The sequence below is a fragment of the Nocardia sp. NPDC127606 genome (assembly GCF_042671725.1).
GTDB lineage: Bacteria > Actinomycetota > Actinomycetes > Mycobacteriales > Mycobacteriaceae > Nocardia.
The window spans coordinates 260,087-274,469 of the sequence record NZ_JBHXWQ010000001.1 but is presented as its reverse complement, the minus strand read 5'-3'; the positions used below and the strand labels follow the sequence as shown (position 1 = coordinate 274,469).

The 14,383-nt window shown below is 69.8% G+C and carries 13 protein-coding genes; 3 read left to right on the top strand and 10 right to left on the bottom strand.

Annotated features, from left to right (window positions below; genetic code table 11):
* Positions 1-13 precede the first annotated feature (13 nt).
* From ACFVJ5_RS01345 to ACFVJ5_RS01320, 6 genes are all read right to left on the bottom strand, one after another.
* Positions 14-358 (bottom strand): MmcQ/YjbR family DNA-binding protein, encoded by a 345-nt coding sequence (locus ACFVJ5_RS01345; RefSeq protein WP_379217932.1) that lies wholly within the window; start codon positions 356-358, stop codon positions 14-16.
* Positions 359-451: 93 nt separating this feature from the next.
* Positions 452-1,777 (bottom strand): RsmB/NOP family class I SAM-dependent RNA methyltransferase, encoded by a 1,326-nt coding sequence (locus tag ACFVJ5_RS01340; RefSeq protein ID WP_379219740.1) that lies wholly within the window; start codon positions 1,775-1,777, stop codon positions 452-454.
* A gap of 728 nt (positions 1,778-2,505) precedes the next feature.
* Positions 2,506-3,429, bottom strand: a complete 924-nt coding sequence (gene fmt / locus ACFVJ5_RS01335) for a methionyl-tRNA formyltransferase (RefSeq protein ID WP_379217930.1) — start codon at positions 3,427-3,429, stop codon at positions 2,506-2,508.
* Positions 3,429-3,968, bottom strand: a complete 540-nt coding sequence (def, locus tag ACFVJ5_RS01330; protein ID WP_379217928.1) for a peptide deformylase — start codon at positions 3,966-3,968, stop codon at positions 3,429-3,431. The genes fmt and def overlap by 1 nt, the downstream gene beginning before the upstream one ends.
* 76 nt (positions 3,969-4,044) lie before the next feature.
* Positions 4,045-5,064 (bottom strand): esterase/lipase family protein, encoded by a 1,020-nt coding sequence (locus ACFVJ5_RS01325; RefSeq protein ID WP_379217927.1) that lies wholly within the window; start codon positions 5,062-5,064, stop codon positions 4,045-4,047.
* A gap of 62 nt (positions 5,065-5,126) precedes the next feature.
* On the bottom strand, positions 5,127-5,804 hold the full coding sequence (locus ACFVJ5_RS01320) for a PadR family transcriptional regulator (protein WP_379217925.1): 678 nt from the start codon (positions 5,802-5,804) through the stop codon (positions 5,127-5,129).
* A gap of 86 nt (positions 5,805-5,890) precedes the next feature.
* Here ACFVJ5_RS01320 and ACFVJ5_RS01315 point away from each other — a divergent pair, with 86 nt between their 5' ends.
* Together ACFVJ5_RS01315 and ACFVJ5_RS01310 are read left to right on the top strand one after the other, a co-directional pair.
* Complete coding sequence (locus ACFVJ5_RS01315) at positions 5,891-7,465, top strand: HD domain-containing phosphohydrolase (protein WP_379217924.1); 1,575 nt, start codon at positions 5,891-5,893, stop codon at positions 7,463-7,465.
* Positions 7,466-7,507: 42 nt separating this feature from the next.
* Positions 7,508-7,900 carry a nuclear transport factor 2 family protein gene (locus tag ACFVJ5_RS01310; RefSeq protein WP_379217922.1) on the top strand — a complete coding sequence of 131 codons (393 nt, stop codon included), beginning with the start codon at positions 7,508-7,510 and terminating at the stop codon, positions 7,898-7,900.
* Positions 7,901-7,945: 45 nt separating this feature from the next.
* On the opposite strand, the gene ACFVJ5_RS01305 is transcribed toward ACFVJ5_RS01310, so the two are convergent.
* The gene (locus ACFVJ5_RS01305) at positions 7,946-8,539 is read right to left on the bottom strand and encodes a TetR/AcrR family transcriptional regulator (RefSeq protein WP_379217921.1); all 594 of its coding nucleotides are present in this window, start codon (positions 8,537-8,539) and stop codon (positions 7,946-7,948) included.
* Positions 8,540-8,620: 81 nt separating this feature from the next.
* Here ACFVJ5_RS01305 and ACFVJ5_RS01300 point away from each other — a divergent pair, with 81 nt between their 5' ends.
* Complete coding sequence (locus ACFVJ5_RS01300) at positions 8,621-9,466, top strand: SDR family oxidoreductase (RefSeq protein WP_379217919.1); 846 nt, start codon at positions 8,621-8,623, stop codon at positions 9,464-9,466.
* Between the two features lie 21 nt (positions 9,467-9,487).
* Here ACFVJ5_RS01300 and ACFVJ5_RS01295 read toward each other — a convergent pair whose 3' ends face one another.
* From ACFVJ5_RS01295 to coaBC, 3 genes are all read right to left on the bottom strand, one after another.
* Positions 9,488-11,662 (bottom strand): primosomal protein N', encoded by a 2,175-nt coding sequence (locus ACFVJ5_RS01295; protein ID WP_379217917.1) that lies wholly within the window; start codon positions 11,660-11,662, stop codon positions 9,488-9,490.
* Between the two features lie 62 nt (positions 11,663-11,724).
* Positions 11,725-12,936 carry a methionine adenosyltransferase gene (gene metK / locus ACFVJ5_RS01290; protein ID WP_379217915.1) on the bottom strand — a complete coding sequence of 404 codons (1,212 nt, stop codon included), beginning with the start codon at positions 12,934-12,936 and terminating at the stop codon, positions 11,725-11,727.
* Between the two features lie 215 nt (positions 12,937-13,151).
* Positions 13,152-14,369, bottom strand: a complete 1,218-nt coding sequence (coaBC, locus tag ACFVJ5_RS01285) for a bifunctional phosphopantothenoylcysteine decarboxylase/phosphopantothenate--cysteine ligase CoaBC (protein WP_379217913.1) — start codon at positions 14,367-14,369, stop codon at positions 13,152-13,154.
* Between the last annotated feature and the right edge of the window lie 14 nt (positions 14,370-14,383).

Below are 14,383 nucleotides of genomic sequence, written 5' to 3'. Positions count from 1 at the left end.
ACGGCGTCCTCTCCTATGCGCCCTGCCTCGCCCGCCGCAGCTTCGCGGGTGCGCGCAGCCACCAAGCACTGTCGAGCAGCTCGGCGAGCTGCTGTGGGTCGACCGCGTCGAGGTCGATGAGAATGTACGGGTACCCGTCGTAGTGCGGGGTCGTGTAGAACGCTGGGTCGCCGGAGGCCAGCAGCGCCTCCTTCTCCGTGGGCTCACAGAGCAGAACGAGGCCGCCTTCGGCTTCATCACGTAGCCGGGCAAAGCTCTTGCCGCCGACATTCAGGCCGGGACTGCGCCACCACGTGCCTTCCGCCACACCCGGCAGTGCCGTCGCCATCGCGACCACCTGATCCCATGTCATCGCCATACGCCGATTCTGCTCCTCGGCGCTCGCTCCTCGCTTGGACAAATGGAACGGCGCCGTCCCCCGTGCGGGGACGGCGCCGTCGTACTGTCGCGGCTACTTCTTGCGCAACGTCGCCAGGAACATGGCGTCGGTGCCGTGGCGATGCGGCCACAGCTGCGCGGACGGGCCGTCGCCGAGATCGGTGACACCGGGCAGGAACTCACGGCTGTCGAGTTCCTCGGCGCCGGTGCGGCGGACGAAATCGGCGACCACCGACACTGTTTCGGCGAGGTGCGGCGAGCAGGTCGAATACACGACGACACCACCCGGACGCACCAGATCCCATGCGGCGGTGAGCAGTTCGCGCTGGAGGGTGACCAGCTCCGCCACGTCGGCCGGAGTGCGACGCCAGCGCGCCTCGGGGCGACGGCGCAGGGCGCCGAGACCCGTGCACGGCGCGTCGACGAGGACGCGGTCGTAGCCGGGCGTCAGGCCGCTGTCGCGACCGTCCGCGACATGCACGGTGACGGGCAGATTCCGGGTGGATTTGCGGACCAGTTCGGCACGGTGCTCGGCCGGTTCGACAGCGTCGACGGTGAACAGGTCGATCGCGGCGAGCGCGCCCAGCAAGGCAGCCTTCCCGCCGGGACCTGCGCAGAGATCGAGCCAGCGCCCCTCGTCGGGGCCTTCCAGCGGTGCGCGCGTGAGAGCGAGCGCGACCAGCTGGCTGCCCTCGTCCTGGACGGAGGCGATGCCGTCACGGACCGGCTCCAGCAGGCCGGGATCGCCGCCGTCGAGATACACCGCGTACGGGGACCAGCGGCCCTCTTCGCCGCCGGTGACCAACGCCAGCTCTTCCGCGGTGATCTCGCCGGGCCGGGCGACCAGGTGCACGACCGGGCGCTCGTCATCGGCCTTCAGGAGGGCGTCCAGCTCACCCGCCTGCGCGCCGAGCGCGTCGGCGAAGGACTGGGCGATCCACTTCGGATGCGCGTGCTCGAAGGCGAGCTTGCCGACCGGGTCGGCGGGGGCCAACTCGGCGATCCACTCCTCGGCGGTCTTCTCCCCCGCCCGCCGCAGCACCGCGTTGACGAAACCGGCACGGCCCTGGCCGAATTCGGCGCTGGCCAGGTCGACGGAGGTGTCGACGGCGGCGTGCGCGCCGGTGCGGGTCCGCAGCAGCTGGTAGACGCCGAGGCGCAGGATATCGAGGATGGGTCCGTCGATCTCGTCGACCGGGCGGCCCGCGCACGCCGAGATCACCGCGTCGAGCTGCCCCTGCGAACGGCTGGCGCCGTAGGTGAGCTCGGTCGCGAACGCGGCGTCGCGCCCACTGATCTTGCGCTCGCGCAACAGCTTCGGCAGCGCGAGGTTGGCATAGGCGTCGCGCTCACGCACGGCGCGCAGCACGTCGAGGGCGACCTCGCGCGCGGGATCCACGGGCTCGCCGCGGCGCTTGCGCGGACTGGGCACGCTGGGATCGGGACGCTCGGGACGACGCTGTGCGGGCGCTTTGCCCGCCGGCCCACCAGCATCCCGGTTGGCCGCACCACGGCCACGCGAGTCTCCTACGCGCGCACCACGATCGGGACGCGCCGCGCCGCGGTCGGATCGTGCCGCGCCCGTGCGTCCCGCGCTGCCACGATCACCGCGCTGGTCGGCCGAGTCACGGCCCTGAGCCCGGTCGCCGAAGCCGGGACGATCGTCGGCACGACGAGGTGCATCGGAGCGCGGGGCATCGTCGCGTCGACCACCCACGTCACGTCCTTGCGCCCGGTCACTCGCGCCGCGACCGAAACCGGGGCGGTCGTCTTCGCGGCGGGCCGCGCCCGAGCGCGGAACGTCGTCGCGTCGATTGCCCGCGTCGCGACCCTGCGCGCCGCGAGCGAAACCGGGGCGGTCGTCCGCGCGGCGGGGCGCGCCGGATCGGTCGTCGCGGCGGGGCCGGTCGGAGCGGTCCGTCCAGCGGTCGCCGTCCGCGCGCGGGGTGGTGGTGCCCTTCGCGGCGCGGGCGGCCCAGCCGCCGTCGACGTTCTTGCCGGTGATCTTGCGGTCGTCGCGGGGGCTGGCGCCGCGCTCGCCGGTCTTCCCGGTGGGCTTGCGGTCCTCGCGGGGGCTCACGCCCTTCGCGGCGTCGGCTTCGCGGCGACGGCGGCGGTCCGAGGCGCTCATCCGATCACCGTGCCGGGCGCGAGGCGGGCGCCACGCGCCCAGTCCAGGGCGTTCATCATCTTCTTGCCGGGCGGCTGGACCTGCCCCAGGCGGACCGCTGTGGTCGATGTTCCGACGAAGACGCCGGACTTGCGCACCTCGATCTCGCGTTCGGGCAAGGTTTCCTCCACCATTTCCACCGGGCCGAGTTTGAGGCGCAGCCCGTTCACCTCGGTCCACGCGCCGGGCGCCGGGGTGACGGCGCGGATGTGGCGGTGGATGGCGAGCGCGGGTTCATCGAACCCGATCCGCCCGGCTTCCACGGTCACCTTCGGTGCGTAGGTCACACCGTCATGGGATTGCGGAATCGCTTGCAGCGAACCGTCTTCCACGCCGTCCAGAGTCTTCTCGAGCAGCACGGCACCCGCTTCGGCGAGCCGGGCCAGCAGTTCGCCCGCGGTGTCGGTGAGCCCGATCTTCTCGGTCATCACCCCGTACACCGGGCCCGTGTCGAGGCCCGCTTCGATCAGGAACGTCGACGCGCCGGTCATGTCGTCACCGGCGTCGATGGCCGCCTGCACGGGAGCCGCCCCGCGCCAGGCGGGCAGCAGCGAGAAGTGCAGGTTGATCCAGCCGTGCGCGGGGATGTCGAGCACCTGCTGCGGCAGCAGCGCACCGTAGGCGACGACCGGACAGCAGTCCGGTGCGAGCTCGGTGAGCGCGGCGACGAATTCGGGCTCGGACGGCTTGCGTGGCGTGAACACCGGAATGCCGTGCTCGTCGGCGAGCTGCCCTACCGGCGAGCGCAGGAGCTTGCGACCACGGCCCGCGACCGCGTCGGGTCGCGTGAGCACCGCGACGACCTCGTGGCCTTCGCTCTCGATCAACCGGCGCAGTGAGGGCACGGCGGGTTCGGGTGTGCCCGCGAAAACTACGCGCATCAGCGGCCACCGCCGACACCGCTGGATTCGCGCACCGTGATCCCGCCGCGAAACCAGTCGGATTCGCGGATGGTGCGCATCGCGTCCTTGCGGTCGGCCGGTTCGAGCCGGTTGATGAACAGCACGCCGTCGAGGTGGTCGTACTCGTGCTGCACGCAGCGCGCGAGCAGACCGTCGGCCTCGAATTCGACCGGCGCACCGGTGACGTCGACCCCGCTGACTCGAACGCGCGCTGCCCGGCGCACGTCGTAACGCACGCCGGGGATCGACAGGCAGCCCTCGGGACCGACCTGGTCGTCGGCCCCGACGGCCGACCATTCCGGATTCACCACATGGCCCGCGGCGTCGCCGGTGTCGTAGACGAACACTCGCAGCCCGACGCCGATCTGCGGCGCGGCCATCCCGACTCCACCGTCGTCGTGCATGGTCTCGGTGAGATCGGCGACCAACGTGGCGAGGTCGGGACCGAACTCGGTGACCGCGTCGGCACGAGAACGCAGGATCGGGTCGCCGAACAGGCGAACAGGCTGAATGGTCACGGCGGCTCCCGGGGAGGACGAATTGCGGTCGTCCCAGTCTAGTGACCCCGCGAGGTGCTTCCGTCCAGCCCGGCTGTCAGGAGTTGCCCGCGATGATCACCTCGGGGATGCCGGTGCCGAGCGCGACCGGCGCACAGACCGGCGCGGGTGCCCGGACGGGGTCGAGGACGCGCTGGAGCAACTGCTGCACGAAGGGGTCGTAGACCAGGTGGAAGTGCCCGGTCAGGTCGTCGGCGCACAGGTCCTGCAGGACGAGGTTCTCCGCGCCCGCACCGCGCAGCGCGATGTTCGAGAACGGCTGGATCATCTCGTCGACCCGGCTGCCGACGGTGACGTAACGGACACCGGCCACGGTGTCGCCGCCCGCGTTGAGCTCCACCATGAGTGGTTCGCCCTGGGCCTGCTGGACCGCAGCGGTGGAGGTGACCTTCGCGAAGACATCCATCATGCCGGGAATGGCCTGCCCCACCGGGACCAGTCCGTACATGACCCCGCCGTAGCTGGGTGAGGCCAGGCCGACCCAGGTCCCGACCTTCGGCGCGCCCCCGAGCTTGTTGACATAGAACCGGCTGACGTTCGCCCCCTGCGAGAACCCGACCAGATCGACCTTGGTCGCCTTGGTCGCGACGAGGACATCGTCGACGAACTGGGCGAGCTGGGCGAAACTGATGCGCATGTCCTCGGTGCCGTAGGTGTCGGCGCCCGGCGCCCCGCCGTAGTTCAGCGCGAAGACGCAGTAGCCGGCCGACACCAGCTGCGGTCCGATTCCGGCCCAGTCGGAGTACGCGCTCGAGTCGGTGCCGTGTACCAACACGACCGGCCGCGGATGCTCGGCCGTGGGTGTACACCCGAAGTTGTTGAGCCCCACCGGAACCGAGTTCGGATTGGCCTTGATGTAATGGGCGGCATCCAGGTGATCGGTCTGCGCCGGACCCGCTTGTATCGGAATGACGGCCGGCCGATAGCCCGCCGGTTCAGCGGCGGCGATCGGCGCGAAGGACACACCGATCACCGCCGTGCAGGCGAGCGCCGTGACCGACACCGCGCCGCGCAATCGTGATGTTCCCCAACCCCACAACGTTCCCAGTTGTTCCATGCCCCAAACATTTACTCCATGGGACCGACAACCGCACGCCGGGAGGGGCGTTCACGACGCCCTCACTTCTCGGGGGTTGCGTCGCCCTCGGGGGTGACATCGTCCTCGGCGAGGATTCGATACAGCGCCCGACGGGTCTCGGCGAGCACCTCGGCCGCCTTCGCCGCCTGCTGCGCGGTGCCGACCTGGGCCACCTGCCCGACCGCGCCCATCACCTGTCCGACCAGTCCGCGCAGGTCGAGCGCCTGGGCGCCGACGTCCTGCTTGACCTCGGCCCAGGGGTCGCCGAGATCCTCACGATGGGTCTCGACATAGGCCTTGCCCTCGTCGGTGAGCTGCGCGGTCTTGCGACCGGCCACCTTCTCGATGAGCACCAAACCCTCGTCCTCGAGCTGGGCCAATGCCGGGTAGATGGACCCCGGGCTCGGGCGCCAGACATCGTCGCTGCGGTCGCGGATCTGCTGGATCAGTTCGTAGCCGTGCATGGGGCGTTCGACGAGCAGCAGCAGCACCGCGGCCCGCACGTCACCGCGCCTGCCACGCCCACCGCGGCCGCGTCCACGACCGAAACCGGGACCGAAGCCCGGTCCGAAACCTGGGCCGAAGCCCGGTCCGAAGTCGGGTCCGTGGCCATGACGCCCGCCGTGGCGGAACTGCTGCCGGTCGGGACCGAATTCCCGGGGGCCCGGTCCACGACCGCGCCGGAAGTGTCCGAATTCTCGTTGTTCTTGGTTCTGCATGACAGCCTCCTCAGACTCTCTCGTTGTTCTTGACACTATCGACGATATATCGGCAATGCATCGAATGCAAGGAGTAATCTGAATTCGTGACGGACCCGCCCCAGCCCCTCCGGCTCGCCGAACTGGTCGCCTCGCTGTCACTGGCCACCGACCTCGGGCTCGGCCAGCCGCAGGAACATGTCCTGCGCCAGACCGTTCTCGCCGTCCGGCTCGCCGAGGCCGCGGGGTTGTCCGAGGCCGATCGCGCCGCGGTCTATTACGTCTCACTGCTGGCGTGGGTCGGCTGTGTCGCCGACTCCCCCGAGATGGCGCGCTGGTTCGGTGACGACCTGCGGATCCGGGCCGACAGCTACGACATCGACAAAACCGGGTTGCCGATGATGGCATTCCTGCTCGGGCACCTCGCCGAAGGCGGGTCGTCACTGCGGCGGCTCTCGATGACCGGCCGGTTCCTCGCGGGCGGGGTGCGCGACACGATGGACTCGTTCCTCACCCACTGCCGTACCGCGGCCGATATCGCCGACCGCCTCGACCTGCCGGATGCCGTCCAGGCAGCGCTGCCGCAAGCCTTCGAACGGTGGGACGGCCACGGCGTACCCGGCGGATTGCGTGGCGAGGCGATCATTCCGGTGATGCGTGTCGTGCACATCGCCGACGACGCCGAGGTCCATGCCCGGGTGGGCGGTGTCGACGCGGCGGTGCGAATGCTGTTGTCGCGCAGAGGCACCGAGTTCGACCCCCAACTGGTGGACCTGTGCACCCGGGGCGACGGCGCGTTGCTGGACGGGCTCGACCGGGTCGACGCCTGGCAGCAGGTGATCGACGGCTGCGCGGCGCTCGACAGGCCGATCGCCGACGACGAACTCACCGACGTCCTCACCGTCTTCGCCGACTACGCCGATGCGAAAGCGACCTGGTTCCTCGGTCATTCGCGCGCTGTGGCGGACATGGCCGCCGCCGCGGCCCGCGAGTACGGCCTGCCCGCCGACCAGGCGGTGACCGTGCGGCGGGCAGCCCTGGTGTGTCGCCTCGGCACCATCGGCGTCTCGACGGGCATCTGGAACAAGCCGGGGCCGCTGACCGCCTCCGAACGCGAACGGGTGCGGATGGTTCCGTATCTGACCGAGCGGGTGCTGGCGCGCAGCCCGCACCTGGCCGCGCTCGCCGGACCGGCGTCGATGGTCTACGAACGGATGAACGGGTCCGGGTATCCGCGCGGGCTCACCGGCTCGATGCTGCCGCCCACCGCGCGAATTCTGGCCGCCGCCCAGATGTTTCGCGCACTCGGCGAGGAACGGGCGCACCGACCGGCCCTCGATCCCGACGAACGCGCCAGGATTCTGCGCGCCGAGGTGACAGCGGGGCGACTCGAGGGCGACGCTGTTGCCGCCGTGCTGGCCGCGGCCCAGGGCCGAAGACCACGCAAGCGCGCGCAGATCGCCGGACTCACCGCCCGCGAACTCGACGTCCTCGCCCTGCTGGTGCGCGGCCGGTCGACCCGCGAGATCGCCCAGTCCCTCGGCATCAGCCCACGCACGGCGGGCAGCCACGTCGAGCACATCTACACCAAAATCGGCGTGCACAGTCGTGGTTCGGCCGCGGTGTTCGCGATGCGTCACGGGCTACTGCCCGACGAGGATCAACCGGCAAAGATCGGGTGATCACCCGATGTCCGGCGTTCGCGCAGGTCGCAGAATTTTGCCATGACCACAACAACACACACCCCGCAGACGACCTCCTCGGTCGCCGACCTGTTTCTCGCCGCGCTGACCCGGCGCGACTTCGCCGCGATGGCGTCCTACCTCGCCCCCGAGGTCACGCTGCGCGGACTGATCCCACCCGGCCCGTTCACCGCGGTCGGCCCCGATCCAGCGATCGCGCGCTTCCGCGGCTGGTTCGGCGGTCCCGACGACTTCGCCGTCGTCGACTCCGGTCGCGACCACATCGGCGACAAGCTCGCGATGCACTGGCTGGTCCGCATGCGCCCGGCCAACGGCACGCCTCGGGTCGCCGACCAGCGCGTCTTCCTGACCACCGCCGACGACGCGATCACCGGCATCGACCTGCTGTGCTCGGGTTGGCAGCCCACCGACTGACCCAGCACTACGGCGCCGACCGAACGCCCCGAGCCCGCGCAGGTGCTATCCGGGCTCCTGCGCCAGCTCGTCGATCCAACGTTCCAGCCGGGCGCCTTCGGTGACCATCAGCTGCGGGTCGCGGAAGGTGTTGGTGAGCAGCGAGATTCCCTGGTACGCGGCCACGAAGGCGACGGCCAGCTCGGCGGCGTCGGCGCGACCGAGGGCCACGAACTGTTCACGCGCCCACTCCACGAGCAGCCCGATCACGCGGGCGGGCTGTCCACCGAAGGCGTCCTCGCGCTTGTCGAGTTCGGCGGCGAGTGAACCGGTCGGGCAGCCGAAACGCGCCGCCATCTCACGTTGCTCGACCCAGCTGCGCACCATCGCCTTCAGCTTGTCGGCGGGCCCCGGCAGTTCGGCGAGTTCGGTGACGGCACCCGCCAGCACCTGCGCGTGCAACTCGATGACGGCGGCGATGAACTGATCCTTCGTCTTGAAGTAGTAGTAGACGTTGCCGACCGGGACGTCGGCCTCGCGCGCGATATCGGCGATCGTCGTCTTCTCGATGCCCTGCTCGTAGAACACGCGCATCGCCGCTTGCACCAAGCGTTCCCGCTTCCCGATCTTCGGGCTCAGCTGCGCGTCCGATTTAGTCATACAACTAACTATAGACAGAGTGCGGTCGGTCGGATACATTGGCGTCCAGCAAGTCAGTCAGCCAACTAACTAAGGATTCAGATGATCGTCGTCACCGGAGCAACCGGCAATATCGGCAGCACCCTGGTCGGACTACTCGTAGACGCGGGAGCGCAGGTCAGGGCGGTATCACGCGGCACCCGCCCCGTCGAACTGCCGGCAGGTGTCGAGCACACGGTCGCCGACCTGGGCGATCTCGACAGCCTCTCTTCCGCGCTACAGGGCGCTGACGCGCTGTTCCTGCTGATCACCGGCGAGCAGCTGATGACCGGCCCCGAGCCTGCCCTGCTGCTGAAAACCGCCGCGGACGCCGGCATCCGCCGAGTCGTCTTCGTCTCCTCGCAGGGCGCGGTCACCCGCCCACAGTCCGACGGCTACGCCCGAACCATCGCGTTCGAACAGGCTCTCGCCGAATCCGGCCTGGAGTGGACGGCGCTGCGCCCTGGCGCGTTCTTCTCCAACACCTTCGCGTGGATCGAACCGGTGCGCACCCAGCGCGTCATCCCGGCCCCGTTCGGCGATATCGGCCTGCCCGCGGTCGACCCGGCCGACATCGCCGCCGTCGCGTCCGTGGCACTGCGCGAAGACGGCCATCACGGCCGTGCCTACACCCTGACCGGGCCCGCCGTGATCACCCCGCGCGATCAGGCCGCGGCGGTGGCCGAAGCGATCGACTCCCCGATCACCTTCCGCGAACTCACCGTGGACGAGGCCAAGCAGAACATGCTGCGCTTCATGCCCGAGCCGGTCGCCGACCACACACTGACCATCCTCGGCATGCCCACAGCGGAAGAACAGCAGGTCAGCCCCGATATCGAGGATGTGCTCGGTCGACCGGCGACAACCTACGCGCAGTGGGCCAGGCGCAATCGGGCGATGTACGCCTGACCGAAACGCCGGGCGCCCTCGTCAGCCGATATCGACTGGGTCGATCTGCACGCGCAAGGGCGCATCGGAGCGGTGCGAACTACGGACGGCTTGGGCGGCGGTGAGGGCGCGAGCCAACGGAGCGCCGTCCGAGCGGGCCACCCGCAGCAGCATGCGTTCGACCTCGGCGGGAGAATCGGTGCCGGAGAACGGTTTACGGGCCGTCGGCGGAAGCGGTACCGGGCCGAGGATCTCGGTACCGTCGGGAAGTGTCGTGGCGTCGAGTAATTCCGCGATCGACGCGGTGGTGCCGTCGATGGCGGCGAGCCGGACCGCAGGCGGAAAGCCGACGTCCGCGCGAGCCTCCAGTTCGGCGGCGGCATGGTTGACGGGATCCCACCGAACCAGCGCCTGGACGGTGGCGAGGGACGGCTCGGCCATGACGATGACCTGGCCACGGGGGCGGACCAGGGCGGCCGCACCCATCCACCGGCGCAGGGTGTCCTCGCTCGCGCGCAGGTCGGCGCGACCGAGCAGCGCCCAGCCGTCGAGCAACAGCGCGACGCCGTAGCCACCGCGAACGAGGGGTTCCGCGCCGACGGTGGCGACGACCACCTGGGCGCCGGGTTCGACCGTGTCGAGCACTTCCCCACCGCCCGAAGTACGGATCGGGACGCCCGAGAACGCGCGCCCGAGCTCTTCGGCGGTGCGGGCCGCGCCGATCACCGTCGCTCGCAGCGCTCGCGCACCGCAGGCCTGACAGCGGAACGCGGCTTCGGTGATGCCGCACCACTTGCACTGCGGGCTCGCCGCTTCGCCATTGCCCGAATGCGGTAACGCCAACGGTCCGTTGCAGTGCCGGCAGCGCGCGGGGGTACGGCATTTCGCGCAGGCCAGCGATGGAACGTATCCTCGCCGCGGCACCTGGACCAGCACCGCCGCGTTCTCCTTGATCGCGGAGCGGGCGGCCGCGAACGCGACGCCGGGCATTCGCACCGAGCGGGCCAGCGCGTCGCGCTCCAGCGCGTAGTCGCTGTCGCCGGGCGCGCTGATCCGGGGCGTCACCTCGCGCAGCGTCTGACGATCGGCGAGAAGGTCTCGCGCCCACCCGGATTCGACCACCGCCTGGATTTCGGCCGTCCGCGCGAAACCGGCGGCGACGAACGCGGCGCCTGTCTCGTGCGCCCGCAACATCGCCACTTCGCGGGCGTGCGGATACGGGGAACGTGGCTCGGCGTAGGTGTCGTCGCCGTCGTCCCAGATCGCGATGAGCCCGAGGTCCCGTGCCGGCGCGAAGACGGCCGCGCGCGTCCCCACCACAATCCGCGCCTGCCCGCGCAACACCGCCAGCCAGCGCCGATACCGCGCCGCGGGCCCCAACCCGGCCGACAGCCCGACAGCCGAATCACCGACCAGCGCAACACATTCGGCGAGCAACCGATCGAGATCCCGCTGGTCCGGCACCATCAACACCGCACTGCGACCGTCGGCCACCACCGTCGCCGCCAACTCCGCCAGCCGCGCCGCCCAGTCCTCCCCCGGCAACGCCTGCCACGCCGCCCGCACACCCTTACCCTGCGCCAGCGCGCCGACGAACCCCCTGCCGTGCGCATACCGGCCCCAGGCCGACGCGTCGACCTCGATGCGCGATTCCGCCGCGGCCGAGCCGTTCGCACCGGTGGAGCCGTCCATACCAGTGGAGCTGTCCGCGTCAGCCGGGCGCGAAAGCTGCTCACCATCAACAGCTTCCGGTGCCGAGTCGCCCACGGCGCCCGCACCTTGCTCAGCGGCGAGGGGCGGGTCTTCCGGCGAGGACGTCGAATCATCGGCGATATCGACAACTCCAGCCGCCGAACGCGTCGGCTTCTTCACGACATCGGCCTTCTTCGCACCGCCGGTTTCGGTGCGGGCGTGGCGCGGAGGGATGGCGAGACGCAGGACATCAGCGCGCGTTCCCGCATAGCGGGCGGCGACGGCGGTGGCCAGGCGCAGAATTTCCGGGGTGAGGACGCGTTCCGCGGAGACGACTCGTTCGAGCGGCATCATCTTGCCGTTGTGATCGCTGCGCGGGAGACGTTCGAGCAGATATCCGTCGACGAGGCGACCGGCGAAACGCACGCGCACGCGCACGCCGGGCTGCGCGATCTCGTCCAGTTCAGGAGGGACGAGGTAGTCGAAGTCGCGGTCGAGGTGGGCAGGCGAAAGCAGCGGGAGCACCCTCGCGATGGGGTGTCCCGCTGCTGTCGATGTTTCGCCCGCTGCCACGCGGTCCGTGGGTATTACAGGCCGACGGCCGCGCGCAGCTTGTCGGCGCGGTCCGTGTGCTCCCAGGGCAGGTCGACATCGGTGCGGCCGAAGTGCCCGTAGGCCGCGGTCGGCGCGTAGATCGGGCGCAGCAGGTCGAGATCGCGGATGATCGCGCCCGGACGCAGGTCGAAGACCTCGGAGATGGCGGTGGAGATCTTGGTCGGGTCGATCTTCTCCGTGCCGAAGGTCTCGACGAACAGACCGACCGGGGCCGACTTGCCGATCGCGTACGCGACCTGCACCTCGACGCGATCCGCCAGGCCCGCGGCCACGACGTTCTTGGCGACCCAGCGCATGGCGTAGGCGGCCGAGCGGTCGACCTTCGACGGATCCTTGCCGGAGAACGCGCCGCCACCGTGGCGAGCCATGCCGCCGTAGGTGTCGACGATGATCTTGCGGCCGGTCAGGCCCGCGTCACCCATCGGGCCACCGAGGACGAACTTGCCGGTGGGGTTCACCAGCAGCCGGATGTCGGAGGTGTCGAGGCTGGGCAGGTTCAGATCGCCGATGACGGCGTCGACGACCTTCTCGCGGATATCGGGAGCCAGCAGGTTGTCCAGGTCGATATCGGCGGCGTGCTGGGTGGAGATGACGACCGTGTCCAGACGAACCGGGCGGTCACCGTCGTATTCGATGGTGACCTGGGTCTTGCCGTCGGGACGCAGGTAGGGCAGCACGCCCGACTTGCGGACCTCGGTGAGCTTGCGCGAGAGCCGGTGCGCGAGCGCGATCGGCAGCGGCATCAGCTCGGGCGTGTCGGTGGTCGCGTAACCGAACATCAGGCCCTGGTCGCCGGCGCCCTGGCGCTCGATCGCATCGTCGGAACCGCCGACGCGCGCCTCGTGCGAGGTGTCGACGCCCTGGGCGATATCGGGCGACTGGGCACCGATCGCGATGTTGACACCGCAGGAATTGCCGTCGAATCCCTTTGCGGAGGAGTCGTATCCGATCTCGAGGACCTTCTCGCGCACGATCCGCGGGATGTCGGCGTAGGCGGAGGTGGTGACCTCGCCCGCGACATGGACCTGCCCGGTGGTGACCATGGTTTCCACCGCGACCCGGCTGCTCGGGTCCTCCGCGAGCAATGCGTCGAGGATGGAATCGCTGATCGCGTCACAGATCTTGTCCGGATGACCCTCGGTCACGGACTCACTGGTGAATAGCCGACTACCTGTCGTACGCACAGTTATTCCCTCTCCCTCAACGGGTTACTCGTTCGGCTTGTGACGGTAACTTCTCGGTGTTACCGCGCAACCCTTCTCATCAAGACTATTCCAAACCACCGACATGGTGGCGAGTAAGTACCAAGCCACACCGCGAACATGTGCACGGGCGGTAGACTGCACGACCCTCGTTGCCGCGCAACCGTTTTCACGCGAAATCGACGCGAACTCCCCGGTCAGCGCAGCAGCGGAACCAGCGCGTCGAGCACCCGGCTGGCCAGCAGCGCCTTCGATCCGTGATCGAGGGCAGCTTCGGTGCCGTCGGCACCGAGCAACCAGCCGTCGTTGGTGTCGACCTCGAACGCCTTGCCCTCGCCGACCGCGTTGACCACGAGCAGATCGCAGCCCTTGCGGGCCAGCTTCGCGCGGGCGTGGGTGAGCACGTCGCCGTTGTCGTCACCGGTCTCGGCGGCGAAACCGACGATCGCGGTACCGGCGAGCCGTCCCTCGGTGCGGGCGTCGACCAAGCCGGCGAGGATGTCCTCGTTCTTGGTCAGCGGAATCACGTCGGGTTCGTCGGCGCCCTTCTTGATCTTCGCTGCGGCCACATGGGTCGGACGGAAATCGGCGACCGCGGCCGCCATGATCACCGCGTCGGCGCCGAGTGCGTGCTTGTCGACCGCGGTCTTGAGCTGGTCGGCGGTGGTGATGTGGACCAGTTCGACCGCGGCGGGCGGCGCGAGCTCGATCGTGTTGCCCGCGATCAGCGTCACCTGGGCACCGCGCTGGGCGGCGACCCTGGCCAGGGCGTAGCCCTGCTTGCCGGAGCTGCGGTTGCCGAGGAAGCGCACCGGGTCGAGGGGTTCCCTCGTACCACCGGCGGTGATCACCACGCGGCGACCGGTCAGGTCGCGGGGCAGCGCGTCGGCACGTTCGAGCAGCAGCGAGGCCAGACCGAAGATCTCCTCCGGTTCGGGCAGCCGTCCCGGACCCGTATCGGTGCCGGTGAGCCGACCCGACGCGGGTTCCATCACGTTGGCGCCGTGCGCGCGGAGCGTCGCGACATTGGCCACCGTCGCCGGATGCTCCCACATCTCGGTGTGCATCGCGGGCGCGAACAGCACCGGACATCGAGCCGTCAGCAAGGTGGCGGTGAGCAGATCGTCGGCGCGCCCCTGTGCGGCGCGCGCCATCAGATCCGCGGTGGCGGGGGCGATGACGACGAGATCGGCCTCCTGGCCGATCCGGACATGCGGCACCTCGGGCACGTCGGCGAACACCGTGGTGTGCACCGGCTGACCGGACAGCGCCTCGAAGGTCGCCTTTCCGACGAACTGGAGAGCCGACTCGGTGGGAATAACCCGCACCTGGTGTCCGGTCTCGGTGAAACGGCGAACGAGGGCACACGCCTTGTAGGCGGCGATGCCCCCGCCGACCCCGACGACGATCCGCATGGTCTTTACGCCTC